The sequence below is a fragment of the Streptosporangium longisporum genome, assembly GCF_039534895.1.
In the GTDB taxonomy this organism is placed as follows: domain Bacteria; phylum Actinomycetota; class Actinomycetes; order Streptosporangiales; family Streptosporangiaceae; genus Streptosporangium; species Streptosporangium longisporum.
The window spans coordinates 216,009-240,860 of sequence record NZ_BAAAWD010000013.1 but is presented as its reverse complement, the minus strand read 5'-3'; the positions used below and the strand labels follow the sequence as shown (position 1 = coordinate 240,860).

Below are 24,852 nucleotides of genomic sequence, written 5' to 3'. Positions count from 1 at the left end.
ACGATGGGCGTATGCCCGGCTCCGCCCGTGTCCTCGGTCACGTCCCGCCCGGCCGGTGGGCGGTGGCGCGCGACGCCGGCCTCGTGCTGCCGCTCGTCCTGCTCTCGACCGCGTCGGCCGCGTGGCCCGGCACCGGTGAGCCCGTCACGCCGTCGGCGCGGTGGTGGTGGGGTGCCACGCTGCTGCTGGTCGCCGCGGCGCTGATCCGGCGCTTCCACCCGCTCGCCGCGGTGCTGCTGGCCGCCGTGGGCGGCGTGGCGCACCAGCTGGACCCGTACGTGCCGTTGCAGCCGATCGACCTCGTCGTGCCCTGGGCCCTGTACGGGCTCGTCGCGAGCCGTCGCGGCCGTCGCGCCGGGCGGGCGGCCTTCGGTGCCCTGCTCGTCGTCGCCTACGCGGCGGGCCTGTGGGCGGTGTGGCGGCCACCGGTGCGCGGCGGGTGGCCGGCCTTCCCCGGGACGGTCACCAAGGCCGACCTCGTACGCGGCGCCGCGGCCGGGCCCGGTTTCCCCGACGTGCTGGGCGTGGCCGCCGCCAACGCGATCGGGACGGTGATGGTGCTCGCGCTCGCGTACGCGTGGGGGATCGGGGTGCGCGACCGGCAGGAGCGGCTGGAGGCGCTGAGCAGGCATGCCGAGGACCTGCGGCGGGAGCAGCGGCAGCGCGTCGCGCTGGCGACCGCGGCCGAACGTGCCAGGATCGCGCGTGAGATGCACGACGTCCTCGCGCACAGCCTCGCGGTGATCGTCGCGCAGGCCCAGGCCGCGGTGGCCGTGCAGCAGCGCCACCCCGAGCTGAGCGCCGGGGCGATGCGGGAGGTGGTGACCGTCGGCCGCGCGTCGCTGGCCGAGCTGCGCCAGCTGCTCGGCGTGCTGCGCGGCGACGCCGGGGAGGGACGTGACCACGCCCCCCGGCCCGGTATCGGCGAGCTGCCGGCCCTGGTCGACCGGGTGCGGACGGCCGGGATCCCGGTGCGGTTCGACGTGGCGGGCACCCCGCGGGTGCTGCCGGCGCTGCAGGACATGTCGGTCTACCGCATCGTGCAGGAGGCGCTGACCAACACCGTGAAACACGCCGGTCCGGGCGCCGGGGCTGTGGTCCGTGTCCGGTTCGGCGACGACGGCGTGGAGGTGGAGGTCACCGACGACGGAGCCGGTCCCGCCGACGGGACGGACGACGGCGAGAGCAACGGCGACGGCGAGGGCAACGGGCTGCGCGGTATCGCCGAGCGGGTCCACCTCCTCGGCGGGCACCTGGAGACCGGGCCGGCCGGCGGGCGCGGGTTCCGCGTCCTGGCGCGGCTGCCCGTCGGCGGCCACGCGACCGGCCCGGTGGGAACGGCGGAGACGTCGGTCGAGACAGGGGAGACGGCGGGCGATCGGGCGTGACCGGCTCCGAGGGTGTGACCGGCTCCGAGGGCGTGGGCGTTCCCGGACGGACGGGCGCTTTCACGGCGACGGGCGGTCCCGGGGCGTCCGGGGACTCCGCCGGTTCCGCCGTTGGGGGTGGTCCTGGGACGGACGCGGCCGGTGGGACGTCCCCGCGCATCGTGCGGGTGGTGCTCGTGGACGACCAGGCGCTGCTGCGCACCGCGTTCCGGCTGATCCTCGACCAGGCGGACGACATCGTCGTGGTCGGCGAGGCGGCGGACGGCGACAGCGGTGTCGCCGTGGTGGAGCGCACCGGCCCCGACGTCGTGCTGATGGACGTCCGCATGCCCGGCACGGACGGCATCGAGGCCACCCGGCGCATCCGGGCGCTCGGCGGCGGCCGTTCCACCGCGGTCCGGCCGAGGATTCTCATCCTCACCACGTTCGACCTCGACGAGTACGTCTACGAGGCCCTGCGCGCCGGTGCCAGCGGCTTCCTGCTCAAGGACGCCCTCGCCGAGGACCTGCTGTCCGCCGTCCGGGCCGTCGCCTCCGGCGAGGCGGTCACCGCTCCCAGCGTGACGCGCCGGCTCATCGCCCACTATCTCGACCGCGCCGAGCCGGAGCCGCGGCCCGAGGCCTCTCCCGTGCCCGACCGGCTCGCCGTGCTCACCCGGCGCGAGCGGGAGGTGCTGACCCTCATCGCGCGGGGCCGCACCAACGGTGAGATCGCGGCGGAGCTGCATCTGTCGGCCGGCACCGTACGGACCCACATCGGCCGCATCTTCGCCAAGCTGCAGCTGCGCGACCGGGTGCAGGCGGTCATCCTCGGCTACGAGTGCGGGCTGGTGCCCCGGGCGGCACCGTGACGTGACGACCGGCATGCGTGTCCCGGCCGTGACACGACCATGACACGGCGCTGACGGGGCGGGGACACGGCCGCCCGACAGTGGACGGAGTCGACCGGCGCCCCTTCCCGGAGGGGGCCGGCTGTCGTCGTACCACCGAGGAAGGCTGATCGATCGTGACCGAACGCGTGCGCGTGGCCGTGCTGGCGGGCGGGCCGTCCGCGGAGCACGAGGTGTCGCTCCAGTCGGCGCAGGCCGTGCTCGACGCCCTGCCCAGGGATCTGTACGAGCCCGTCGCCGTCATCATCGACCGGCAGGGCAGGTGGCCGGTGGAACTGCGGCGCGATCTGGCGGACGTGGTCTTCCCCGTGCTGCACGGGCCGTTCGGCGAGGACGGCGTCGTCCAGGGTCACCTGGAGACGCTGGGCATCCCGTACGTGGGCTGCGGTGTCACGGCCTCCGCCGTGGCCATGAACAAGGTCGCGATGCGGCACGCGTTCCTGGCGGAGGACATCCCGATCACCCCGCACGTGTGGTTCACCGAGTACGAGTGGCGCGCCACCACCGACCCCTGGGAGCTGGTGAAGTCGCTCGACTGGCCGATGTACGTCAAACCGGCCGGCATGGGCTCCTCCATCGGCATCTCACGCGTCACCTCCGTGGAGGAGCTGCGCGCGGGCGTGGACCTGGCACTGGGCTACGACCGGATGGTCGTCGTCGAGCAGGGCGTGACCGCGCGCGAGCTCGTCTGCGGCGTGCTCGGCGACCATGACACCCCGGACGTCTCGGTGCCGGGCGAGCTCATCGTGCCCGGCGACTGGCTCGACTACGAGGCCAAGTACCTCAGCCCGGCCGAGATCGCCACCATCCCCGCGGCGCTGCCGGAACGGGTGGCCGGGGACGTGCGCGAGCTGACCCTGCGCGCCTTCCGGGCGATCGGTGGCTACGGCCTGTCCCGTGTCGACTTCCTCTACGAGGAGGACACCGGACGCCTGTACGTACTGGAGATCAACACCATGCCCGGCTTCACCTCCCGCTCCGTCTACGCCAGGGCGTGGGCCGCCGGCGGCCTCCCGTACCCGGACCTGCTGCGCCGCCTCGTCGACCTCGCGTTCACCAGGAGCGGCTCATGATCCCCATGACGCTGGAGAGGATCGCGCGGGTCGTCGGCGCACGCCTGCACGACGTGCCCGACCCGCGGGCGCGGGTGACGGCGCCCGCGGCGGCCGACTCCCGCGAGGTGGTGCCCGGCGGCCTGTTCGTCGCGACGGCCGGCGCCCGCGCCGACGGCCACGACCACGCGGCCGGTGCCGTCGCGGGCGGCGCCGTCGCCGTGCTGGCGTCGAGGCCCGTCGGCGTGCCCGCCTTGGTGGTCGAGGACGTCCGGCTCGCGATCGGCCTGCTGGCCGGGCACCTGCTGGAGCACATCGGCCCGACCGTGATCGGCCTGACCGGCTCCGTGGGCAAGACCACGACCAAGGACCTGCTGGCCCAGGTGCTCGAACGGCACGCCGCGACGGTCGCCACCGACAGGTCGTTCAACAACGAGCTCGGGCTGCCGCTCACCGTGCTGCGTGCCGACGCCGGCACCCGGTACCTGGTGCTGGAGATGGGCGCGGGCCGCAAGGGCGACCTGACGTACCTGACCGGGATCGCACCGCCCAGGATCGGGCTGGTGCTCAACGTCGGCACCGCGCACGTGGAGCGCATGGGAACCGGGCCGGCCGACGTGGCCGAGGCCAAGGGCGAGCTGGTCGAGGCGCTTCCGGCGGACGGGTTCGCGCTGCTCAACGCCGACGACCCGTACGTCATGGGCATGGCCGGCCGTACCGGGGCCCGGATCCTGTCGTTCGGCCGGTCGGCGCGGGCGCAGGTGCGGGCCGAGGCCGTGCGGACGATCGGCCGCGCGCACCCCGCGTTCGAGCTGGTGACGCCCTCCGGCCGTGCCCCGGTCGAGCTCGGTCTCATCGGCGAGCACCAGGTGGGCAACGCCCTGGCCGCGGCCGCCGTCGCCACCGCGCTCGGCCTGGGCGTCACCGAGATCGCCGACGGGCTGACCGCGGCGCGGCGCCGCTCCGCGGGCCGGCTGGAGATCGTCGAACGGCCCGACGGCGTCACCGTCGTCGACGACGCCTACAACGCCAGCCCCGAATCCATGCGGGCCGGGCTGCGGGCGGCCAAGGCCCTGGCCGGAACCCGCCGTACCGTCGCCGTGCTCGGCGCGATGGGGCAGCAGGCGGAGGCCTCCCGCGCCCGGCACGCGGAGATCGGCCGGCTCGTCGCCGACCTCGGCTTCGACGTGCTGATCGCGGTCGGAGCGGGGGACCCGCTCGCGACGGCGGAGGCGGCGCGGTCCTCGGGCCGGGACGTGGCCGTCCACACCGCCGAGGACGTGGCCGGTGCCCTCGCGCTGGCCACCGCGCTTCTCGAACCGGGAGACGTGGTGTTCGTCAAGGCGTCCAGCGAGATCGGGCTCGGCGCCTGCGCCCGCGCCCTGGCCCGCGCCTGACCACCCGTACCGAAGGGCCGGGCGGATCGGGCACGTCATGCCGGCGCACCGCCCGGCCGCACCCGGCCGTATCAGGCCGGACCGGTGGCGGCACCGTCACCGTGACCGGCACACGTCATCGAAACGGGGTTCCATGCGCACCATCGGTCTCATCGGCGGGTTGAGCTGGGAATCGACGGTGGTCTACTACCAGATCATCAACCAGCGGGTACGCGAACGGCTCGGCGGCAGCCATTCCGCCGACAGCCTCATCTGGTCGGTCGACTACACGACCGTCGAGGACCTCATCTTCGCCGGCCGCTGGGACGAGGTGAGCACGCTGCTGGCCGACGCCGGCAGGAAACTGGAGGATCTCGGCGCCGAGGTCCTGCTCGTCTGCAGCAACACCTTCAGCCGGGTGAGCGACGACGTGGCGCGGGCCGTGACCGTGCCCGTGCTGCACATCGCCGACGCCGTGGGGGCGGAGGTCCGCGCCAGGGGGATGCGCAGGGTCGGCCTGCTGGGCACCCGCTTCACCATGGAGCAGTCCTTCTACCGGGGCCGGCTGGCCGCCCACGGCTTCGAGGTGATCGTCCCACGGCGCGAGCAGCGGGAACGGGTCCACCGCGTGATCTTCGACGAGCTGGTGCGCGGGGTGCTCAGGGAGTCCTCCAGGGACGCGTACGCCCGGATCATCGACGAGCTCGCGGCCGACGGGGCCGAAGGCGTCGTCCTCGGCTGCACGGAGATCGAGCTCCTGATCACCGAGAAGGACACCGCCGTCCCGCTGCTGCCGAGCGCCAGGCTGCACGCCGAGGCCGCGGCCGGCTTCGCGCTGGCCGACTGACGTCCCTCCGGCCGCGTTCCTCTCCCTGATCATCCCCCGCAGCGATCACATCGATCGAAAACAATCGCTTTTCACGATGGAGGACGGCTCCTAGCGTGGCCGTATGACAGCGAACGGCGACGCGTCGGCAAGAGCCCGAAGCCCCCTTCCCCTCACCGGGCAGCCCGGCCTGTTCGACTACGACGCCGAGCTGCGCCTGCACAACGAACACTTCCGCGCCGCCGCCCGCGTCGGCCCGCGCGACCGTGTGCTCGACATCGGCTGTGGTACGGGACAGTCCACCCGCGAGGCCGCCCGTGCCGCCGTCACCGGAAGTGTGGTGGGCGTCGACCTCTCCGCGCCGATGCTCGAACGGGCCCGCCGGCTCAGTGACGACCAGGGACTGACCAACATCACGTACCGGCAGGCGGACGCTCAGGTCCACCGCTTCCCGCCGGCGCACTTCGACCTGTGCATCAGCAGGTTCGGGGCGATGTTCTTCACCGACCCGATCGCCGCGTACACCAACATCGGGCGTGCCCTGCGTCCCGGAGCGCGCCTCGTGCTGCTGGTCTGGCAGGGGCGCGACCGCAACGAGTGGGCCTCCGCGATCCGCCGGAGCCTCACCACCGCACCCGCCCCTCCCACCGGAGGGCCGGGCCCGTTCTCACTCGCCGACCCGGCCGTCACGCGAGACATCCTGACGGAGGCGGGCTTCACGCGGGTCGGCTTCACCGACGTGCACGAGCCCGTCTTCTACGGTCCGGACGCCGTCACCGCCTTCGACAACGTGCTCCGCCTCCGGGAGTACGAGGACCTGCTCGCCGGTCTCGACATCGCGACGGCCGAGCAGGCGCGCACGCGGCTGCGCGCCACCCTCGCCGCCCACGACACCGGCAGCGGTGTGTACTTCGACTCGCGTGCCTGGATCGTCACGGCCCGCCGTCACGGGCCACCGCACCCGGCCTGACCCGGACCGCCAGGTGGTACTTCCAGCCCGGCGCCGGGAGCCGGTGGTCAGGGAGCGATCACGGCGGGGCCGGCCGGGCGCCAGACGGTGCCGCGCCGTTCGTGCCGGAAGATCCGCTCGACACCGTGGGCGATCTGCGGGCCCACCTCTCGTTCGAGCAGGTACAGCGCCATGTCGATGCCGGATGTCACGTTGCCGGAGCCGACGAGGTCGCCGTCGTCGACGACGCGGGCCTCGCCCAGGGTCTCCCGGCCCGGGTGAACGGGCAGGGGCGTCGCGCCCGGGGTTCTCACAGGCTGCGGGCGGTGATGTCGCCGTGGGAGGTGGTGGCGTGGATGGTCAGGTCGGTGTCGGTGCCGTTGGTGCCGGTGTTGGTGAGGGCGTTGTGGATGCGGCCGTGGGTGGTGCCGGCGTCGAGGGTGGCGCAGGCTCCGCGGGTGGCGCCGATGTGGATGTCGCCGGAGTCGGTGCGCAGGGTGAGGGTGCCGTGGACGGCTTCGGTGATGCGGAGGTCGCCCTTGTGGGTGCTGAGCTGGGCGGGGCCGTTCAGGCGGCCGACGGTGAGGTCGCCGGACTGCAGGGTGAGGCGGGCTGCGGTGGTCTCGTCGAGTTTGGCCGAGCCGCAGGCGCTGTCGAAGGTGACGTCGCCGAGTCGTCCGACGCCTCGCAGGTCGGCGCTGGCGGCGGTGGCCTGGATGTGGGAGCCGGTGGGCAGCTGGACGGTGATCTCGATGGCGCCGGGGGCGCCGAGGAGCTGGTTCTTGGCCTTGGGGGCGGTGATGTGCAGGGTGCCGTCGGTGTAGGTGATCTCGGTCTGCTGGGCGGCTTTGACGTCGCGGTTCTTGGTGGCGTTGGCGGGTCGGACCTCGACGGCGGTGTCGGTGCGGTCGGCGGCGATGAGGTGGATGCGGCCGGCGGGGACGTCCAGGACGGCGGTGACGGGGGTGGGGGTGTCGAACTTCTGCATGGTGTCGTCCTTCGGTTCGTTGTTTCTGATGAGGGAAACACTACGTTGCATTTCTAGATACAGCAACATACGAGTTGCGTACGCAACACATATATGCAGGTCAGTGGAGCTAAAATGTTGCAATGGTTATGCATCTAACGCAATAACCCTCACATCACTCGTTGCAATAGGGCGAGGGTGAACGCTATGGTGAGGACACCACGGACCACGAAGGAGGCCGCGATGCCGGGAGGCAGGCTCACCCAGCAGGACCGCCAGCAGATCGCGCTGGGACTGGCCGACGGCCTGGCCTACGCGGAGATCGCCAGAGGCCTCGACCGTCCGACCTCGACGATCACACGCGAGGTGATGCGCAACGGCGGCCCCACCGCCTACCGTGCCGACCTGGCCCACCGCGCCACCGAACACCGCAGCCACCGCCGCAGGCGCGCCGTCCCCCGGGACCCGGACGCGTCCCCGCAGGACCACGGACGCGACACCGAGGCCGTGCGCGAGTACGAGGAGGTGTTCGCCACCGTCTTCATGCAGTCGGGCCTGCCCAAGATGACGGCCCGGGTGCTGAGCAGCCTCTACGCCACCGACACCGGCAGCCTCACCGCCTCCGAGCTGGCCGGGCGCCTCCAGATCAGCCTGGCGTCCGTCTCCAAGGCGATCACCTTCCTCGAGAACCAGGGCCTCATCCGCCGGGAACGCGACGAACGCCGCCGCGAGCGCTACATCGTCGACGACGACGTCCTGTACCAGTCGACGATGGCCAGTGCCCGCGCCACCGCCCACCTCGGCGAGGTCGCCCGGCAGGGCGTCGGCATCCTCGGTCCCGGCACCCCGGCCGCCGCCCGCCTGGAGAACATCGCCCGCTTCGTCGACTTCGTCTCCGAGAGCATCGCCCGCGCCGCGGACCAGGCCCGCGAGATCCTCCACGCGAAACCCGGGGCGACCCCGGACGGCGCCACCTGAGCCGTCCTCGGATCGCGGGAGGGCGGCCTCGGCGATCACCGGCGGGCCGTCGGACGGCGCCGGCGCGCACCCCGGCGCCCTCACGCCTCCGGCCACACCGACGGCGCAGGTGATGGGAAACTTTCCACGTCACGGACCCTGTGCCCGGCGGCCGGCACGGTGACGGGGGTACATGTACTCCTACGGGGCGGCGACCGCGGCTGATCACGGGCCGGGCCGGGCGGGTCGTGAAACCACGGTGAAGGTCTCACCTTCGGCCGGGCTCCCTGCCGGCCGGGCATCGGCCGCCTCGACACCCACAAGCCGCCGGTCGCTGTTCCGGCCCACGGCCCCGGCGGAAAGGACCCCGCTCACCATGGACCACACCCCGGCCGTCCCCGGCGACTCCTCCGCGGACGACGGCAACGCACGGCATGTGCCGATGTCCCCGATCCTGCGGGAGCGGCTGGATGTCGCCGTCACCGCGGCCCGCGCCGAGCTGATCAGCGCCAGCGAGAAGAGAGCCGGCCTGCTGCTGTCGTGGGCGGGTGTCGCCTACGGCGTGATGGTCACCCTCATCCTGACCGGCCCGGCCCGTTTTCCGGGAATCGGGCGCTTCGGCGTCATCCTGGCGCTGATCCTGCTGTCGATGGCGGTGCTGCTGATCCTGATCACCATTCGTCCGCTGCCTCCTGGACGTGGAGGGGTGCGCATCCTGACCTATGCCGATGAGCCCACGCCCGAGGCGCTGATCGAGCGTATGGACATCGAGACGAGGGACTACGAGCTGTTCCTGGCCACCGACGCCCTGAAGATCGCCCGGGTCGTGCGCGCCAAGCACCGCAATCTGCGCCTGGCGGTCGACCTGGTGATCGCCGGCATCATGACCATGTCGATCACGGTTTTCCTGGAGCGCCTGATCTGACCCCCGCGGAGGCCCGGCGACCCCTGGAACGGCCCGCGTGTCGCCGAGGACGATCCCGACGGCCGTCCGGGGGCGCCGGTGCGCGGGGGTCAGTCCCTGAGGTCGCCGAGCCAGCGCAGGGCGCTCAGCGAGGGCAGGAAGCAGTACTCGCCGCCGCGCGTGACGACGAAGTGCGGCAGCCCCGGCAGGCGCCGCCGCACCGGCCTGCGGGGGATGGTGAAGTCGCAGGGGCCGTCGCCGGAGCCGATGACGGGGTCCCTGGCGTCGCCCGCGCCGAAGAAGACGCCGTCGTTCATCCATTCGGACTGGACGAACTCGAACTGCCGCCCGAGATGCGCGCCGATGAAGGCGAACATCAGCCCCCGTTCGGCCCCGTCGTCCTCCAGGACGCCGTCGGGCAGCGGCGGGCCGTAGACGGTGCCGCGCCTGATCATCCGGTGCAGCCTCACCACGCCCGCCACCGCCGCGTCGCGGGGGTTGCCCCGGCGGATGTGGCAGCCGCCGGGAGTGATGAACCCCGCAGGGTCGTCCTGGCCGTAGAGGAAGCTGTTGCGGTACGGATCGGCGTCCAGGGAGGGATCGTCGCGGTCCGGGCTGAGCGCCAGGGGCGCGCCGCTGCGCCAGCGGCCCATGATCTTCGCCGCCAGCAGTTCCTCGTCCGCCGGATCCGTGGCGTTGTCCCGCAGACAGCGGCGGAAGGCGGCGACGCGCTGGTGGAGTTTGCGGAAGGCCGCGTAGCTGCCGTTGCGTCCCAGCACCTCCGGCCGGACGGTCTGGACGCCGCCGAGCTCGTCGGGGTAGCCGAGCACGAACTCCCCGGCCTTGAGCGGCTCCTCCAGCGTGTTGGATCCGGCGATTCCACTGCCCTCGACGGCCGGGTGGCTGATGCCGTCGCGGTAGCCGAAGGGCTCGGTCTCGGTGGGCAGCGCGTGGCAGTCCTGCCGCCAGATCGCCCGCACGCCGGGCAGCGCGTGGTAGGCCGGGCGGGCACGGTCGACGGCCGCCTCCAGCCGGGCGGTGTCGGGCGCCAGGGCCACCAGCACCACGTGGACGCCGGGCGTGCCCAGTGGCGCCTCCCAGTTTTCCGGGGCGCTGTCGCCGACGTCGCCCAGCGCCCCGGCCCGTGCGGCCATGCCTTGGCGGAACTCCCAGGCGAAGGTCTGCAGCGACTCCTGTGGCACCCCCAGCGCCGCCAGGCCGGGACAGGTGAGCGCGACGCTGACCCAGGTCTCGCCCAGCGGGCTGACGGTGTCGGCGGCCGAGGTGACCACCGCGCCGAGACGCCGCATCAGCTCGCGGCCCTGGTCGCGGTCGTCGATGCGGAACAGGATGTAGGTCGCCGCGTACGGGCTCGGCCGGGGGCTGAGCACCCCGCGCTGGATGTCGTCGAGCTCCAGTGCGGTCCGTGGCCGTCCGGTCATGAGCGCTCACCTCCTGGCGCGTCACGTCGCCGAGACGATGTTGTTCCAGAAGGTGCGCAGGCTGTCGTCGACGCCGAACAGCGTACTGAAGATCGTGGTGTCGGCGAAGATCACGTCCCCTGCCCGGTCCCCGGCGGGGGGCATCCACAGGAACATGTTGAACTCGGTGTTGCCGGCCTCGGTGAAGGGGTGCGGCGGCCGGGACAGGTCGATCGGCTGCCGGCCGAGCGCGTGGACGACGTCGGCCTCGTCGGTGGTCACGGCGTAGTGCGGCAGGTGCATGTGGAAGTTGAGGCTGGTCACGCCTTTGAGCCACCCCTTGGTGTCCAGGTCCCTGGCGATGGTCAGCGGGGCGCTCCTGTTCCCGGCCGCCACCGCGGGACGCAGGCCGTAGCGGTTCTCCACCGGTATCCCCAGGCCCGTCATCAGCGATCGGGTGTACCTGCCGAAGCGCTGCCGGCGGGGCACCAGCGCGTCCCCGTGGTGGTCGTACTCCGCCTGGCGCACGGTCAGGTCGTCCGAGCTGCCGACGTCGTGGTGCGGTCCCAGGGCCAGGCAGGTTCCCTCCCGGGTCAGGAAGTCGCGCACCGCCTCGATCTCACCGGGGGTGGCGTCCTGACCGGTGATCATGTGGTCCAGTCCCCACACGAACAGGGTGTCGGTGTCGGCCAGCACCCGCTCGTCCAGCGGGGTGAAGAACCCGGCCTGGTCGACGCGCTGGTAGACGGGCACCGGGTGCCCGGTGCTCTCCTGGACGAACCGCTGGAAGGGCAGCCAGCCCCGGAAGAACAGTTCCAGCCCGCCCGCGATGCCCTGCTGGAAGCGCATCGGATCAGACCATTCCGGATCCTCGTACGCCGGCCAGGTCACCCGCCGGACCTCGGTCATCGTGGAGAAGCGGTCGTCGAGCCCGGCCTCGTCCCTGCCCGCCTCGGCCGGATAGCTCCAGGCGACGTAGATGCTCAACCGCCGCCGGCCGGGCGTGTAGGGACGCGGGACGTGGTCCTGGTTGTAGGTGCGTGCGGTCTTCGGCTCGCTCATCTCGTCTCCGATCGACGGCGGGGCCAGGGGTGGCGGAACGTCCTCACCACGGCCGGGGCCGTTCCCGCCCGGCTCTCACTGCAACTGGTCGAGCATCTCCGACAGGGCGTTCTTGATCCGCAGCGCCTTCTTGATCTCGTCGGCGGTGACGTACGGGTACTCCCCGTACTCGACGAAGCTCGGGCAGTGGCGCTCGCGGACGAACCTGACGAACGCCTCGGGATTGGTCCTCCAGTCCTCGGGGAAGCCTTCGAGGTTCTCGAACGTCGTGCTCACCCCCGCCTTGGTGAACAGCGCGACGGCGTCCTCGGTGTACTTGTCGAAGTCGGTGTCGAAGATCCCCTGGTACATGAAGCGCCTGTCGTCGTCGAACAGCACCCAGCGCAGGTAGTGCAGCTTCAGCGGCGCCAGGAGGTGCGGATCGCCCTCCAGCGCCTTGGCCAGCGTGTTTCCGTGGTTCCTGATCGCCTCGGCCCGCCCCGGCTTGACGTCGGCGACGATGGTGAACCCGTAACATGCCGGAGTCCTGGGGAAGACGGGGCCGTACCTGCCCTGTTCGAGCCGGTCGGTGTCCTTGGGGATGACGACCGCCCGGGGCGTGATGTCCATGCCTGTTCCCCTTTCACCAGGTCAGAGGTTTCACCAGGTCAGAGGGGAAACAGGGCGAACCTGCCTGACCACCGAATCATCCCACTTAGCACTACAAAAGGGTGATATGTCGTGGTCTAGGGGGATTCAAGTCTCCCGGAGCCGCCGACGCCGATGTCCCGCGCGAGGAGTCACTCGACGCATCGATTCGCCTCTTTCGCATGGCTCGTCCCATTCGTCGGTTTTTTGTTACGCCCCGATCAACCTTCTGATCGCCTGTTCCTTTCGGGACGCGTCGTATCGTCGCCGACGACCGGAACGGTGGCCCGGCCGGTCATTACGCCCCCTGTCAGGTGTTTTCTATGCTTTGCATGACATCTGAGGGTTTCTGTCTGGCTAGCTATGCATGTAATGACGGGACTTTTATTGACAGTCGACATAAGTCCGATCTACCGTCGCGAAACATAAGCGACATACGTCCCGTTCCGTGCCGGGACGTGTTGCTCCACCAACCGAAGGGATACCCGCCATGCCCCCCAGGCGGAGATCAACACACCCACGCCGGAGGGTCGCGCAGTTCTGCGCGATGCTTCTGGCGTTCACCGGAGCGGCCGTGCTCAGCGCGCCCCTGCCCGCGCAGGCGGTCGCCGTGATCGACCCGGCCGACTACCAGCGGGTGGAACTGGCCAAGGGCGCCGCCGAGATGGGCGAGCCCATGACCATGGCCGTGCTGCCCGACCGCTCGGTGCTGCACACGGCGCGTGACGGCAACCTGCGCCGTACCACCGCGACCGGAGCGACGGCCGTCGTCGGCACGCTGCCCGTCTACACCCACGACGAGGAGGGTCTGCAGGGCGTCGCCGCCGATCCCGGGTTCGCCACGAACAGGACGATCTACCTGTACTACGCGCCGAAGCTGAGCACCCCGGCGGGTGACGCCCCGGCCACCGGCACCGACTGGACGGCGTGGAAGGGCGTCAACCGGCTGTCGCGCTTCACCGTCAAGGCCGACTGGACGCTCGACGCCGCGAGCGAGAGAACGGTGCTGGAGGTGGCGGCCGACCGCGGCATGTGCTGCCACGTCGGCGGCGACATGGACTTCGACGCCCAGGGCAACCTCTACCTGTCCACCGGCGACGACACCAACCCCTTCGACTCGGCCGGGTACGCGCCCATCGACGAGCGCACCGGCCGCAACCCCGTCTACGACGCCCAGCGCACCGCCGCCAACACCAACGACCTGCGCGGCAAGATCCTGCGCATCAAGGTGAACCCGGCCACCGGCGCCTACACCGTCCCCTCGGGCAACCTGTTCGCGTCCGGCACGGCGGGCACCCGGCCCGAGATCTACGCGATGGGCTTCCGCAACCCGTTCCGGCTCAGCGTCGACAAGGCCACCGGTGTCGTCTACGTCGGCGACTACGGCCCCGACGCGGGCAGCACCGACGCCGCCCGCGGGCCCAGCGGCCAGGTCGAGTTCAACCGGGTGACCGGGCCGGGCAACTACGGGTGGCCGTACTGCACCGGGACCAACACCCTGGCCGAGACCTACGGCGAGTACACCTTCCCCTCGGGCCCCGCGGGTGCGAAGTACGACTGTGCCGCGGGTGGCCCGGTCAACAACTCCTTCCGCAACACCGGCCTGTCGAAGCTGCCGCCCGCCAAGCCCGCCTGGATCAGGTACGGCGGCGACGCCGGTTCCCCGCCGGAGTTCGGCGGCGGCTCCGAGTCGCCCATGGGCGGCCCCGTCTACCGCTACGACGCCGCGCTGAACTCCACCGTCAAGTTCCCCCGGGAGCTCGACGGCCACTTCTTCGCCGGTGAGTTCGGCCGCAGGTGGATCAAGGCGATCGAGGTGGGCGCCGACGGCTCACGCGGCGCCATCGCGGGCTTCCCGTGGACCGGCACCCAGGTGATGGACCTGGCCTTCGGCCCCGACGGCGCGCTCTACGTGCTCGACTACGGCTCCGGCTACTTCGGCGGCGACGCCAACTCCGCGCTCTACCGCGTCGAGTACATCAAGGGCGTGAACCGCGCGCCCGTCGCGGTGGCCAAGGCCGACAAGAGCTCGGGCAAGAGCCCGCTGACCGTCACCTTCTCCTCGGCCGGTTCCGCCGACCCCGACGGGCAGGCCGTCACCTACTCCTGGGCCTTCGGCGACGGCACCACCTCCACCGCCGCCAACCCCGTCAAGACGTACACGGCCAACGGCGACTACACCGCCACGCTCACCGTGCGCGACCCCCTGGGCGCCACCGGCACCGCGAGCGTGCCCATCACGGTCGGCAACACCGCGCCCACCGTCGTCATCGAGCGGCCACGCCAGGGCCAGCTGTTCCAGTGGGGCGACACCGTGCCGTTCACCGTCAGGGTGACCGACCCCGAGGACGGCACCGTCGACTGCGCGAAGGTCAAGATGACCTACGTGCTGGGCCACGACACCCACGGCCACCAGATCACCTCCAAGAACGGCTGCTCGGGTGAACTGACCATCCCGGCCGACGGGGAGCACGACGACGCGGCCAACATCTTCGCGGTCTTCGACGCCGAGTACACCGACCAGGGCGGCCTGACCACCCACACCCAGCACATCCTGCAGCCCAGGAAGCGCCAGGCCGAGCACTACGCGACCATGTCCGGCGTCTCGCCCATCACCAAGACGGCCGCGCACGGCGGCAGGACCGTGGGCGACGTCCACAACGGCGACTGGATCTCCTTCAAGGGCTACGACCTGGCCGGGACCACGAGGATCGACGCGAGGGTCTCCTCGGCGGGCGCCGGAGGCTCCGTCCAGGTCCGCGCGGGCTCGGCGACCGGCACCCTGCTGGGTACGGTGACCGTGGCACCGACCGGCGGCTGGGAGACCTTCGCGGACGTCTCGGCACCGCTGGCCGGGGCACCGGCCGGGACGACCGACCTCACGCTGGTCTTCACCGGCGGCGCGGGCGCGCTGTTCGACGTGGACGACTTCACCCTCACCGGAGGGGGGACCGGCGGACCGGCCGCAGGCCGGATCACCGGCGCCGACGGCAGGTGCGCCGACGTCGCGGGCGGCCTGAGCACCGACGGCACCAAGGTGCAGCTGTACACCTGCAACGACACCGCTGCGCAGAACTGGGCCAGGGAGGGTTCCACCCTCAGGGCGCTCGGCAAGTGCATGGACGTCGCGGGCGGCGTCGCCACCGACGGCACCAGGGTGCAGATCTACACCTGCAACGGCACGGGCGCGCAGAACTGGGCCAGGGAGGGCTCCACCCTCAGGGCGCTCGGCAAGTGCCTCGACGGCACCGACGCCGCGCAGCTCGTCATCAGGACCTGCAACGCAAGCGCCGCGCAGAACTGGACGCTGCCCGGCGGGACGGGCCCCGGCCCGAACCCCGATCCCGGGACGGGCAGCGGGGACGTCCTCGTCTTCTCCCGTACGGCGGGCTTCAGGCACGACTCGATCCCCGCGGGCATCCAGGCCATCAAGGATCTCGGCTTCACCGTCACCGCCACCGAGGACCCGGCGGCCTTCACCACGGCCAACCTGGCCAAGTACAAGGCCGTCGTCTTCCTCAGCACCACCGGTGACGTGCTCGACGCCACCCAGCAGACCGCCTTCGAGTCCTACATCAGGGCGGGCGGCGGCTACGCCGGCATCCACGCGGCTTCCGACACCGAGTACGACTGGCCCTGGTACGGCAACCTGGTCGGCGCCTGGTTCGCCTCCCACCCCGCGGTCCAGCAGGCCACCGTCAAGGTGCAGGACCGGGCCCACCCGTCCACCGCCCACCTCGGCCCCACCTGGAGCCGTACCGACGAGTGGTACGACTACCGCACCAACGCCCGCACCGGGGCCCGCGTGCTCGCCGTCCTGGACGAGTCCACCTACTCGGGCGGCGGCATGGGAGCCGACCACCCCATCGCCTGGTGCAAGGCGTTCGACGGGGGACGGTCCTTCTACACCGGCGGCGGGCACACCGCCGCCGCCTTCGCCGAGCCCGCGTTCCGGCAGCACCTGCTGGGCGGGATCGAGTACGCCACCGGCAAGGCCAAGGCCGACTGCCGCGCGGAGAACGGCTACACGCCGATCTACGACGGCTCGGTCACCGGCTGGGAGCAGGCCGGGCCGGGGGGCTTCGCCAACACGGACGGCACGCTGACCTCGCAGGGCGGCATGGGCCTGTTCTGGTACAGGGCGAAGGAGTACCGCTCCTACTCGCTGAAGCTGGACTGGAGGATGGCCGGGGACGACAACTCCGGCGTCTTCATCGGCTTCCCCGCCTCCACCGACCCCAACTCGGCGGTCGCGAACGGCTACGAGATCCAGATCGACGCCACCGACACCGCCGACAAGACCACCGGCTCGGTCTACGGCTTCAAGTCCGCCGACGTGGCGGCCAGGGACGCCGCGCTCAACCCGCCGGGGCGGTGGAACACCTACGAGCTGCTGGTCGAGGGGGAGAGGCTGCAGATCTTCCTCAACGGCGTGAAGATCAACGATTTCACCAACACCGATCCGGCCCGCTCGCTCCAGCAGGGGCACGTGGGCATCCAGAACCACGGCGCCGGGGACGACGTGTCCTTCCGCAACATCAGGATCAAGGAGCTCGGCGCGGCCGGGGGTGACACGACCGTCCAGGCGGAGAGCTGGTCACAGGCCAGCGGCGTGCAGACCTATCCGCACACCCCGGCGCACGGCGGCACCGTGCTCGGCTACGTCAACCCCGGTGACTGGGCCGCCTACGACGGGGTGAACCTGACCGGCGTCACCGGCTTCCGGGCCAGGGTCGCCTCACCCACCCCGACCGGAGGTTTCCAGATCCGTACCGGCTCGCCCACCGGCCCGCTGCTCGGCAGCGTCACCGTGCCGGCGACCGCCGGCTGGGAGACCTACACCGACGTCTCCACCGCGCTCAGCGGGGTCCCCTCCGGCACCGCCCGGCTCTACCTGGTCTTCACCGGGGCGGACTTCGACGTGGACGACTTCACCCTCGTCCGCGCGCCGTAGGTCGTGTCCGAAACATGAGGGTCCGTCCGCCGCCCGGAGCGGGTGGCGGACGGACCCCCGCCCCTCTCCTCCGACGAGCCCGGGGCGGGTGCGAGGGCCGGATCCCCCGGGCCGGACGGGCCGGACGTCCCGGGACGGGGTTTCCGGCCGGACCTCCCGACCGGGCCCCCTGACGTCACCTCACCCTGACGGAAAAAATATGTTCCTGAAACATATATCCGTAATATCCGCGCAAAGTACGATTCATGTACAGGCGGGTCGAGCCTCCCGGCCCGGCCCGCCGCGGAGTCGTCTCCTCCGCCCAGCGACCACGTATGCCCGCCGTGACATCCCCGGGCCGGACGGCCGGAACGGTGATGCCGACGGCACCGCCCGGCCCCGGCCGGGCGGACGAGAACCGTCATCCCCAGGAGCCGACTCACCACAGGAGGTCAGATGCGCACGGGAGTGTGGCTGGTAGGAGCCCGAGGCTCCGTCGCCGTCACGAGCGTGATCGGAGCGCTGGCGGTACGCGCCGGCCTCGCCCCGCCGACGGGCTGCGTCACGGAACTTCCCGAGTTCCGCGGCGCCGGGCTGCCGGGTCTGGGAGACCTGGTCTTCGGCGGGCACGACATCGTCGCGACCCCGCTGGAGAAGAAGGCGGCCGCGCTGGCCGGGGCCGGGATCGTACCGGTCAGGCTGGTGCAGGCGCTGCACGACGAGCTCGCGCGGGTCGAGGAGGACCTCCGGCAGGTGCCGGTCGCCGGGGACCAGGCCGCGACCGCGCAGCTGATCGCCGCCGACATCACCGAGTTCCGGCTGCGGCACGGCCTGGAACGGGTCGTCGTCGTCAACGTCTCGACCACCGAGCCGGCCCCCGCGCCCCACCCGGCCCACGCCGACCTGGAGCTGCTGGAGGCCGGGCTGGCGAACTCGCGCGACCTGCTGCCGCCCAGTGCCCTGACCGCGTACGCCGCCTTCCGCGCGGGCTGCCCGTACGTGGACTTCACCCCCTCGACGGGCGCCAGGCTGCCCGCCCTGGACCGGCTCGCCTGCCTGCAGGGGCTGCCGTACGCGGGCCACGACGGCAAGACCGGCGAGACGCTCGTCAAGTCGGTGCTCGCCCCGATGTTCGCCCAGCGCAACCTGAGGGTCCGCACCTGGTCGGGGATGAACCTCCTGGGCGGGGGGGGACGGCGCCAACCTCGCCGACCCCGCAGCCAACGCCGCCAAGGCCGCCAGCAAGCAGCGGGTGCTGGGCGAGACGCTCGGCTACACCCCGCAGGGCGAGACCCGCATCGAGTACGTGGAGGACATCGGCGACTTCAAGACCGCCTGGGACCTCGTCACCTTCGAGGGCTTCCTGGGCACGCCCATGCGCATGGAGTTCACCTGGCACGGCTGCGACTCCGCCCTGGCCGCGCCCCTGGTGCTGGACCTGGCCAGGCTCACGGCGGCGGCGCACCGCCACGGCCGCACCGGGCCGCTGGGCGAGCTGGCCTTCTTCTTCAAGGACCCGCTCGGACAGGTGCCGCACGCGCTGGCCGACCAGTGGGGGACGCTGCGCGCGTTCGCCGCCACCCTCGGCGGACGGGGACCGGCCTGATGCCGTCGGTGCGTGACCTCGCGGAACTCGTGCGTGCCCCGGCCGCCCTGTCCGTCCCCGGTGACGTCGCCGCCGGGGCCGCGGCCGGGCAGGTCCTCGGCGGCCGCACCCTCGGCCTGGCCTGCTCCTCGGTCTGCCTGTACTGGGCGGGGATGGCCGCCAACGACTGGGCCGACCGCCACCTGGACGCGGTGGAACGCCCGGAGCGGCCGATCCCCTCCGGACGCGTGTCGCCCGGCACCGCGCTCGGGATCGCCGTGGGACTCACCGCCGCCGGTCTGGCGGTGGCCGGGCTCTCCGGAGGACGCCGGGCCCTGGCGGTCGCCGTCCCGCTCGCCGCCGCCGTCTGGTCCTACGACCTGATGGCCAAGAACACGGCGGCGGGACCACCGGCGATGGCGCTCTGCCGCGGCCTCGACGTGCTGCTGGGCGCCACCCCGGGGCGGAGCGTCGCCAAGGCGCTGCCTCCGGCCCTCACCGTCGCCGCCCACACCTACCTGCTCACCGCGCTGTCGCGCGCCGAGGTCTCCGGCTCCGGCCGCGGCCTGCCCGCGGCGACCCTCGCGGGCACCGCCGCGCTCGCCGTGGCCACCGCCCTGGGACGGGGCGAGGTCGCGCACGAGCCGCGGACCGCGCGGGTGGTGCGGGCCGTGCGGGCCGGGCTCACCGGCTGGTACGCCGCCGGGTTCGGCCTGTCCCAGGCCCGCGCGGTCGCCGAGCCGTCGGCCTCCCGGCTGAGGACCGCCGTCGGCACCGGCATCGTCGCGCTGCCCGCCCTGCAGGGCGCGCTCGTCGCCCGCGGCGGCGCCACCCGCGAGGGCATCGCGGTCGCGGCGGCCGTCCCGCTGGGCCGGGCCCTGGCCAGGAAGGTGTCACCCACGTGAGCCCCGGCGGCACGAGCGCCGTCCCGGCCGCGGGTCCGGGCGGTGGTCCGGGTGGCGGTCCGGATGAGGACCCGGGCGGGACCTGCGGGGGGACGAGGTTCGGCTACGGCACCAACGGCTTCGCCAACCACCGGCTGGCCGACGCGCTGCGGGTCATCGCCGACCTCGGCTACCAGGGGGTCGCCCTCACCCTCGACCACGACCACCTGGACCCGTACGAGCAGGGGCTGGCCCGAAGGGTCGCGGCCGTCTCCGACCTGCTGCGCGACCTCGGCCTCGGCGTGGTCGTCGAGACCGGCGCCCGCTACCTGCTGGACCCCTGGCACAAGCACGCCCCCACGCTGCTGCACGACGAGCGGGAGACGCGCGTGGACTTCCTGAGCCGGGCGGTGGCCGTCGGCGCCGACCTGGGGGCCGAGGCGGTGTCGTTCTGGGCGGGCGTGCGCCCGGAGACGGTCGGCGAGGCCACGGCCTGGGACCGGCTCGTCGACGGCTGCGCCCGCGTCACCGACAGGGCCGCGGCCGCCGGTGTGCCGCTGGGCTTCGAGCCCGAGCCCGGCATGCTCGTCGAGACGATCGCCGACTGGCGCAGGCTCCACGCCGACCTCGGCGAACCGGCCGGGTTCGGCATCACGCTGGACATCGGCCACTGCCGCTGCCTCGAACCCGACCCGATCCCCGACTGCGTCAGGGCCGTCGCCCCCCACCTGGTCAACGTGCAGATCGACGACATGCGCCGCGGCGTGCACGAACACCTGGAGTTCGGCGAGGGGGAGATCGACTTCCCTCCCGTGCTGCGTGCCCTGGCCGGATGCGGCTACCGGGGCCTGGTCGCGGTCGAACTGCCCCGCCACTCGCACGCCGCGCCGCAGGTGGCCGCCCGGTCCCTGGACTTCCTGCGCGCCGCCGAAGGGACGAACACATGACCCCGCGACCCGCTCCCGGGACGGACGACCTGCTGGCGGCGCTCGGCCAGGAATGGCTGGCCGAGGCCCGGCGCGGCGTCACCGCCGAGCCCGGGACCCTCGCGCGGCACTTCGCCTCCGCCGGGCGCCGCGCCGGACGCGCACCGCTGCCGGGCGTGCCCGGCTGGAGCGCCGACGAGGCCGCCAGGGCCGTCCTGCTCGCCGCGCTCCCGCCGGACGCGGCGGCCGGGCAGGTCACCGACCTGTACCGGTACGGCGACGCCGACGAGAAACGCGCCGTGCTCAAGGCGCTGCCGCTGCTGCCCGTCGGCACCGAGGCGGTGCCGCTCCTGCACGACGCGATCCGCACCAACGACACCCGCCTGGTGGCCGCGGCGCTCGGCCCGTACGCCCGTCACCTCGACCAGGCCGCCTGGCGGCAGGCGGTGCTCAAGTGCGTGTTCATGGGCGTGCCGCTGGCCGCCGTGGACCGGCTGGAGGAACGCGCCGACGCCGAGCTGGCCGGGATGCTGGCCGCGTTCGCCGAGGAACGCGCCGCGGCCGGCCGGCCCACTCCCGGCGACGCGACCGCGCTGCTCGACCACCTGACCGGCGGGACGCCCGGCCGCCCGGCCGGTGATCCGACCGGTGATCCGACCGGCGGTCCGGCCGACGAGAAGAAGGAGGCCTGATGCGGATCTTCGACCCGCACATCCACATGACGTCGCGTACCACCGACGACTACGCCAGGATGGCCGCGGCCGGGGTGCTCGCCGTCGTGGAACCCGCCTTCTGGCTGGGCCAGCCGCGCACCAACCCCGGCTCGTTCACCGACTACTTCGACTCGCTGATCGGCTGGGAGCCCTACCGCGCCGGGCAGTTCGGCATCCTGCACCACGCCACCATCGCGCTCAACCCCAAGGAGGCCGGGGACCCGCGCTGCCGGCCCGTGCTCGACCTGCTGCCCCGCTACCTGGACAAGGACCGCGTCGTCGCGGTCGGCGAGATCGGCTACGACTCGATGACCCCCGAGGAGGACGACGCCTTCGAACGCCAGCTCGCGATGGCCGTCGACCACGGCCTGCCCGCGCTCGTGCACACCCCGCACCGCGACAAGGCCGCCGGCACCCGGCGCACCCTCGACGTCGTCGCCGCGTCCGGCATCGATCCCGGACGGGTCGCCGTCGACCACCTCAACGAGGTCACCGCCGCTCTCGTGCACGACTCGGGCTGCTGGATGGGCTTCTCCATCTACCCCGAGACCAAGATGTCGCCGCCCCGCATGGTGGAGATCCTGCGCGAGCACGGCCTGGAGCGGGTGCTGGTCAACTCCGCCGCCGACTGGGGCGTGTCCGACCCGCTGCTCACCCTGGAGACCGGGAAGGCGATGCTGGAGGCCGGGTTCGGCGAGGACGACGTCGACCGGGTGCTGTGGCGCAACCCCGTGGAGTTCTACGGCCAGTCCGGGCGCCTGGACCTGTCCGAGGTCGCCGGGGCGAAGGAGCCCACGTTCGAGGGCAGCTCCATCAAGCGCGGAGGGTCGTGATGCGGCTGCGTCACCCCGGCGGGCGGACGCTGCACCTGAGCTACTGCACCAACGTGCACCCGGCCGAGGACCTCGGCGGCATCGTCGGGCAGCTCGACACGTACGCGGTGCCGATCCGCGCCCGCCTGGGCACCCAGACGCTGGGACTGGGGCTCTGGCTGGCCGCGCCCGTCGCCGCCGCGCTCGCCGCCGACCCCGCGCTGCTGGCCGGGTTCCGCCGCGAGCTGGACGCGCGGGAACTGGAGGTCGTGACGCTCAACGGCTTCCCCTACCGCGCGTTCCAGGACCCGGTGGTCAAGCACGCGGTCTACCATCCCGACTGGACGACCCCCGAACGGCTCGCCTACACCCTCGACCTGGCGCGCGTCCTGGCCGCCCTGCTGCCCGGCGACGCCGACAGGGGATCGATCTCCACGCTCCCGCTCGCCTGGCGCACCCCCTGGGACCAGGACATGGCCGGCCTCGCCCGGCGCAGGCTCGACGAGCTCGCCACCGGGCTCGCCGCCGTCGAGTCCGACACCGGCCGCCTGATCCGGGTGGCGTTCGAACCCGAGCCCGGCTGCGTGGTGGAGACCACCGACCAGGCCGTGCGCGCCTTGTCCGGCGCCGACACCGGCAGGCTCGGCGTCTGCCTGGACCTCGCCCACCTGGCGTGCGCCTGGGAGAAGCCCGCCGACGCGCTGCGCCGGTACGCCGAGGCGGGCCTGCCCGTCGTCAAGGTGCAGGTCTCCGCCGCCCTGGAGAGCGACGACCCCGAAGCCCTGCGCGAGTACGCCGAGCCGCGCTTCCTGCACCAGACCCGCAACGCGGCCGGCGACGACGCCGACGACCTCGACGAGGCGTTCGAGCGGAAACTGCCCGGACCCTGGCGGGTCCACTACCACGTACCGCTGCACGTCGCACCGCAGGCGCCGCTCGCCACCACCGTGCCGGTGCTGCGCGAGGCCCTCGCGGAGCTGGTCGGCGGCCCCGAGCCGCTCTGCGACCACTTCGACGTGGAGACCTACACCTGGGGCGTGCTGCCACCGGCGCTGCGCCCGCAGACGCCCGGCCGGCTCGCCGAGGGCATCGCCGACGAGCTGGACTTCGCCCGTGCCGAGATGCGCGACCTGGGAGTGAGAGCATGACATCGTTGCTGGTCCTGGACGTGGTGGGCCTGACCCCGAGGCTGCTGGCGCACATGCCGAGGCTGCGCGCCGTCGCCGACGGCGGCTTCCAGGCCGAGCTCGGCACCGTGCTGCCCGCCGTGACCTGCCCGGCCCAGTCGACCTTCCTCACCGGCGTCGCACCCTCCGGGCACGGCATCGTCGGCAACGGCTGGTACTTCCGCGAGCTCGGCGAGGTCCTCCTGTGGCGCCAGCACAACGCGCTGGTCGGCGGGGACAAGCTGTGGCACGCCGCCCGTCGCGAGCGGCCCGGTTTCACCGTGGCCAACGTCTGCTGGTGGTACGCCATGGGGGCCGACGTGGACTGGACGGTCACCCCCCGGCCCATCTACCGCGCCGACGGGCGCAAGGACCCCGACTGCTACACCTACCCGCCGGGGCTGCACGAGGAGCTCACCGCCACGCTGGGCCCCTTCCCCCTGTTCACCTACTGGGGCCCGGGGGCGGGCATCGCCTCGTCCACCTGGATCTGCCGCGCCACCGAGCAGATCATGAAGGACCACGACCCCGACCTGACCCTGGCGTACGTGCCGCACCTGGACTACGACCTGCAGCGGTTCGGCCCGTCCGACCCGCGCTCGGCCGCCGCGGCCTCCGAGCTCGACACCGTGCTGGCCCCCCTGCTGGACGCCGCCGCCGCGCGCGGGACCACCGTGGTGGCCCTATCGGAGTACGGCATCACCGACGTCTCCCGGCCGGTCGACGTCAACCGGCTGCTGCGCACCGAAGGACTGCTGAAGGTCTACACCCAGGACGGCATGGAGTATCTCGACCCCTGGACCTCCCGCGCGTTCGCCGTCGCCGACCACCAGGTGGCCCACGTCTACGTCGCCGACCCCGCCGACGTCCCGGCCGTCGCCAAGCTCTGCGCGGCCCTGCCCGGGGTGGCCGAGGTGCTCGACGAGGAGGGCAAGGCCGGAAGCGGCCTGGCGCACCCCCGCGCCGGAGAGCTGGTCCTCGTCTCCGAGCCCGACGCCTGGTTCACCTACTACTACTGGCTCGACGACACCCGCGCCCCCGACTTCGCCAACCTGGTCGAGATCCACCGCAAGCCCGGCTACGACCCCGCCGAGCTGTTCTTCGACCCCGCGGCCCCCGGAGCCGCCAAGCGCCGCGCCGCCGTGGCGCTGCTGCGCAAGAAGACCGGCATGCGCTACACGATGAACGTGGTCGGCCTCGACGCGGGCGCCCGCGCCGTGCGGGGCTCGCACGGCCGCCTGCCCGACGACCCCCTCGACGGGCCGGTGCTGCTCTGCTCCGACCCGTCCGCGGCCAGGGACCGGATCGCCGCCACCGAGGTCAAGGACCTGCTGCTCGGGCTGTCCCTGCGCTGACCGGGCCCGCGCCCCACCCCGGCCGGCCGGGCAGGAGCCGGTCGCCGGGGGCGCCCGCG

At 72.7% G+C, this 24,852-nt stretch carries 22 protein-coding genes and 1 pseudogene; 17 read left to right on the top strand and 6 right to left on the bottom strand.

What is annotated here, in order from left to right; translation table 11 throughout:
* Positions 1 to 11 precede the first annotated feature (11 nt).
* The 6 genes from ABD832_RS23245 (at position 12) to ABD832_RS23220 (ending at position 6,502) form a co-directional block, all read left to right on the top strand.
* Positions 12 to 1,388, top strand: a complete 1,377-nt coding sequence (locus tag ABD832_RS23245; protein WP_344898862.1) for a sensor histidine kinase — start codon at positions 12 to 14, stop codon at positions 1,386 to 1,388.
* Positions 1,389 to 1,555: 167 nt separating this feature from the next.
* Positions 1,556 to 2,239, top strand: coding sequence for a response regulator (locus ABD832_RS23240; protein ID WP_413224817.1), 684 nt, complete (start codon positions 1,556 to 1,558; stop codon positions 2,237 to 2,239).
* A gap of 155 nt (positions 2,240 to 2,394) precedes the next feature.
* Entirely contained in the window at positions 2,395 to 3,351 is a 957-nt protein-coding gene (locus tag ABD832_RS23235; RefSeq protein ID WP_344898858.1) for a D-alanine--D-alanine ligase family protein, read from the top strand.
* Positions 3,348 to 4,727: a UDP-N-acetylmuramoyl-tripeptide--D-alanyl-D-alanine ligase gene (locus tag ABD832_RS23230; RefSeq protein ID WP_344898856.1), complete on the top strand. Its 1,380-nt coding sequence runs from the start codon at positions 3,348 to 3,350 to the stop codon at positions 4,725 to 4,727. Before ABD832_RS23235 ends, ABD832_RS23230 begins: the two co-directional genes overlap by 4 nt.
* 133 nt (positions 4,728 to 4,860) lie before the next feature.
* Positions 4,861 to 5,553 carry an aspartate/glutamate racemase family protein gene (locus ABD832_RS23225; RefSeq protein ID WP_344898854.1) on the top strand — a complete coding sequence of 231 codons (693 nt, stop codon included), beginning with the start codon at positions 4,861 to 4,863 and terminating at the stop codon, positions 5,551 to 5,553.
* A gap of 103 nt (positions 5,554 to 5,656) precedes the next feature.
* Positions 5,657 to 6,502 carry a class I SAM-dependent methyltransferase gene (locus ABD832_RS23220; protein WP_344898852.1) on the top strand — a complete coding sequence of 282 codons (846 nt, stop codon included), beginning with the start codon at positions 5,657 to 5,659 and terminating at the stop codon, positions 6,500 to 6,502.
* A 47-nt stretch (positions 6,503 to 6,549) separates the two neighbouring features.
* On the opposite strand, the gene ABD832_RS23215 is transcribed toward ABD832_RS23220, so the two are convergent.
* Together ABD832_RS23215 and ABD832_RS23210 are read right to left on the bottom strand one after the other, a co-directional pair.
* The gene (locus ABD832_RS23215; RefSeq protein WP_344898850.1) at positions 6,550 to 6,795 is read right to left on the bottom strand and encodes a type 1 glutamine amidotransferase family protein; all 246 of its coding nucleotides are present in this window, start codon (positions 6,793 to 6,795) and stop codon (positions 6,550 to 6,552) included.
* Entirely contained in the window at positions 6,792 to 7,469 is a 678-nt protein-coding gene (locus ABD832_RS23210) for a DUF4097 family beta strand repeat-containing protein (RefSeq protein WP_344898848.1), read from the bottom strand. The genes ABD832_RS23215 and ABD832_RS23210 overlap by 4 nt, the downstream gene beginning before the upstream one ends.
* A 222-nt stretch (positions 7,470 to 7,691) precedes the next feature.
* Between ABD832_RS23210 and ABD832_RS23205 the strand changes: the two genes are divergently transcribed.
* A complete protein-coding gene (locus tag ABD832_RS23205; RefSeq protein ID WP_344898846.1) occupies positions 7,692 to 8,426 on the top strand; it encodes a GbsR/MarR family transcriptional regulator in 735 nt (244 codons plus the stop codon).
* Between the two features lie 421 nt (positions 8,427 to 8,847).
* On the top strand, positions 8,848 to 9,330 hold the full coding sequence (locus tag ABD832_RS23200; protein WP_344898844.1) for a Pycsar system effector family protein: 483 nt from the start codon (positions 8,848 to 8,850) through the stop codon (positions 9,328 to 9,330).
* Positions 9,331 to 9,419: 89 nt separating this feature from the next.
* Here ABD832_RS23200 and ABD832_RS23195 read toward each other — a convergent pair whose 3' ends face one another.
* From ABD832_RS23195 to ABD832_RS23185, 3 genes are all read right to left on the bottom strand, one after another.
* Positions 9,420 to 10,751 carry a Dyp-type peroxidase gene (locus ABD832_RS23195; RefSeq protein ID WP_344898842.1) on the bottom strand — a complete coding sequence of 444 codons (1,332 nt, stop codon included), beginning with the start codon at positions 10,749 to 10,751 and terminating at the stop codon, positions 9,420 to 9,422.
* A 21-nt stretch (positions 10,752 to 10,772) separates the two neighbouring features.
* Positions 10,773 to 11,792, bottom strand: coding sequence for a hypothetical protein (locus tag ABD832_RS23190; RefSeq protein ID WP_344898840.1), 1,020 nt, complete (start codon positions 11,790 to 11,792; stop codon positions 10,773 to 10,775).
* Positions 11,793 to 11,867: 75 nt separating this feature from the next.
* A complete protein-coding gene (locus tag ABD832_RS23185) occupies positions 11,868 to 12,401 on the bottom strand; it encodes a hypothetical protein (protein WP_344898838.1) in 534 nt (177 codons plus the stop codon).
* 565 nt (positions 12,402 to 12,966) lie between these two features.
* On the opposite strand from ABD832_RS23185, the gene ABD832_RS23180 reads away from it, so the two are divergent.
* Complete coding sequence (locus tag ABD832_RS23180) at positions 12,967 to 17,373, top strand: ThuA domain-containing protein (RefSeq protein ID WP_344898836.1); 4,407 nt, start codon at positions 12,967 to 12,969, stop codon at positions 17,371 to 17,373.
* A gap of 431 nt (positions 17,374 to 17,804) precedes the next feature.
* Here the strand turns inward: ABD832_RS23180 and ABD832_RS23175 are convergent, their stop codons facing one another.
* Positions 17,805 to 18,512 (bottom strand): hypothetical protein, encoded by a 708-nt coding sequence (locus ABD832_RS23175; RefSeq protein ID WP_344898834.1) that lies wholly within the window; start codon positions 18,510 to 18,512, stop codon positions 17,805 to 17,807.
* Between the two features lie 89 nt (positions 18,513 to 18,601).
* Here ABD832_RS23175 and ABD832_RS42550 point away from each other — a divergent pair.
* From ABD832_RS42550 to ABD832_RS23135, 8 genes and pseudogenes are all read left to right on the top strand, one after another.
* A pseudogene (locus ABD832_RS42550) lies at positions 18,602 to 18,703 on the top strand (hypothetical protein); the annotation flags it as partial.
* A gap of 24 nt (positions 18,704 to 18,727) precedes the next feature.
* The gene (locus ABD832_RS42545) at positions 18,728 to 18,958 is read left to right on the top strand and encodes an inositol-3-phosphate synthase (RefSeq protein ID WP_344898936.1); all 231 of its coding nucleotides are present in this window, start codon (positions 18,728 to 18,730) and stop codon (positions 18,956 to 18,958) included.
* Positions 18,958 to 19,842 carry an SCO3242 family prenyltransferase gene (locus tag ABD832_RS23160; protein ID WP_344898832.1) on the top strand — a complete coding sequence of 295 codons (885 nt, stop codon included), beginning with the start codon at positions 18,958 to 18,960 and terminating at the stop codon, positions 19,840 to 19,842. Before ABD832_RS42545 ends, ABD832_RS23160 begins: the two co-directional genes overlap by 1 nt.
* Positions 19,839 to 20,768 carry a sugar phosphate isomerase/epimerase family protein gene (locus tag ABD832_RS23155; RefSeq protein ID WP_344898830.1) on the top strand — a complete coding sequence of 310 codons (930 nt, stop codon included), beginning with the start codon at positions 19,839 to 19,841 and terminating at the stop codon, positions 20,766 to 20,768. The genes ABD832_RS23160 and ABD832_RS23155 overlap by 4 nt, the downstream gene beginning before the upstream one ends.
* A complete protein-coding gene (locus ABD832_RS23150; RefSeq protein WP_344898828.1) occupies positions 20,765 to 21,439 on the top strand; it encodes an EboA domain-containing protein in 675 nt (224 codons plus the stop codon). Before ABD832_RS23155 ends, ABD832_RS23150 begins: the two co-directional genes overlap by 4 nt.
* On the top strand, positions 21,439 to 22,293 hold the full coding sequence (locus ABD832_RS23145; RefSeq protein ID WP_344898826.1) for a TatD family hydrolase: 855 nt from the start codon (positions 21,439 to 21,441) through the stop codon (positions 22,291 to 22,293). Before ABD832_RS23150 ends, ABD832_RS23145 begins: the two co-directional genes overlap by 1 nt.
* A complete protein-coding gene (gene eboE, locus ABD832_RS23140) occupies positions 22,293 to 23,420 on the top strand; it encodes a metabolite traffic protein EboE (RefSeq protein WP_344898824.1) in 1,128 nt (375 codons plus the stop codon). Before ABD832_RS23145 ends, eboE begins: the two co-directional genes overlap by 1 nt.
* Positions 23,417 to 24,793 (top strand): alkaline phosphatase family protein, encoded by a 1,377-nt coding sequence (locus tag ABD832_RS23135; protein ID WP_344898822.1) that lies wholly within the window; start codon positions 23,417 to 23,419, stop codon positions 24,791 to 24,793. The genes eboE and ABD832_RS23135 overlap by 4 nt, the downstream gene beginning before the upstream one ends.
* The last annotated feature ends 59 nt before the right edge of the window (positions 24,794 to 24,852 follow it).

Bases quoted from the DNA above. Each gene is read 5' to 3' on its own strand.
- ABD832_RS23245 (WP_344898862.1), top strand. From the start codon at position 12: ATGCCCGGCTCCGCCCGTGTCCTCGGTCACGTCCCGCCCGGCCGGTGG.
- ABD832_RS23230 (WP_344898856.1), top strand. From the start codon at position 3,348: ATGATCCCCATGACGCTGGAGAGGATCGCGCGGGTCGTCGGCGCACGC.
- ABD832_RS23225 (WP_344898854.1), top strand. From the start codon at position 4,861: ATGCGCACCATCGGTCTCATCGGCGGGTTGAGCTGGGAATCGACGGTG.
- ABD832_RS23220 (WP_344898852.1), top strand. From the start codon at position 5,657: ATGACAGCGAACGGCGACGCGTCGGCAAGAGCCCGAAGCCCCCTTCCC.
- ABD832_RS23210 (WP_344898848.1), bottom strand. From the start codon at position 7,469: ATGCAGAAGTTCGACACCCCCACCCCCGTCACCGCCGTCCTGGACGTC.
- ABD832_RS23205 (WP_344898846.1), top strand. From the start codon at position 7,692: ATGCCGGGAGGCAGGCTCACCCAGCAGGACCGCCAGCAGATCGCGCTG.
- ABD832_RS23200 (WP_344898844.1), top strand. From the start codon at position 8,848: ATGTCCCCGATCCTGCGGGAGCGGCTGGATGTCGCCGTCACCGCGGCC.
- ABD832_RS23195 (WP_344898842.1), bottom strand. From the start codon at position 10,751: ATGACCGGACGGCCACGGACCGCACTGGAGCTCGACGACATCCAGCGC.
- ABD832_RS23190 (WP_344898840.1), bottom strand. From the start codon at position 11,792: ATGAGCGAGCCGAAGACCGCACGCACCTACAACCAGGACCACGTCCCG.
- ABD832_RS23185 (WP_344898838.1), bottom strand. From the start codon at position 12,401: ATGGACATCACGCCCCGGGCGGTCGTCATCCCCAAGGACACCGACCGG.
- ABD832_RS23180 (WP_344898836.1), top strand. From the start codon at position 12,967: ATGCTTCTGGCGTTCACCGGAGCGGCCGTGCTCAGCGCGCCCCTGCCC.
- ABD832_RS42545 (WP_344898936.1), top strand. From the start codon at position 18,728: ATGCGCATGGAGTTCACCTGGCACGGCTGCGACTCCGCCCTGGCCGCG.
- ABD832_RS23160 (WP_344898832.1), top strand. From the start codon at position 18,958: ATGCCGTCGGTGCGTGACCTCGCGGAACTCGTGCGTGCCCCGGCCGCC.
- ABD832_RS23150 (WP_344898828.1), top strand. From the start codon at position 20,765: ATGACCCCGCGACCCGCTCCCGGGACGGACGACCTGCTGGCGGCGCTC.
- ABD832_RS23145 (WP_344898826.1), top strand. From the start codon at position 21,439: ATGCGGATCTTCGACCCGCACATCCACATGACGTCGCGTACCACCGAC.
- eboE (WP_344898824.1), top strand. From the start codon at position 22,293: ATGCGGCTGCGTCACCCCGGCGGGCGGACGCTGCACCTGAGCTACTGC.
- ABD832_RS23135 (WP_344898822.1), top strand. From the start codon at position 23,417: ATGACATCGTTGCTGGTCCTGGACGTGGTGGGCCTGACCCCGAGGCTG.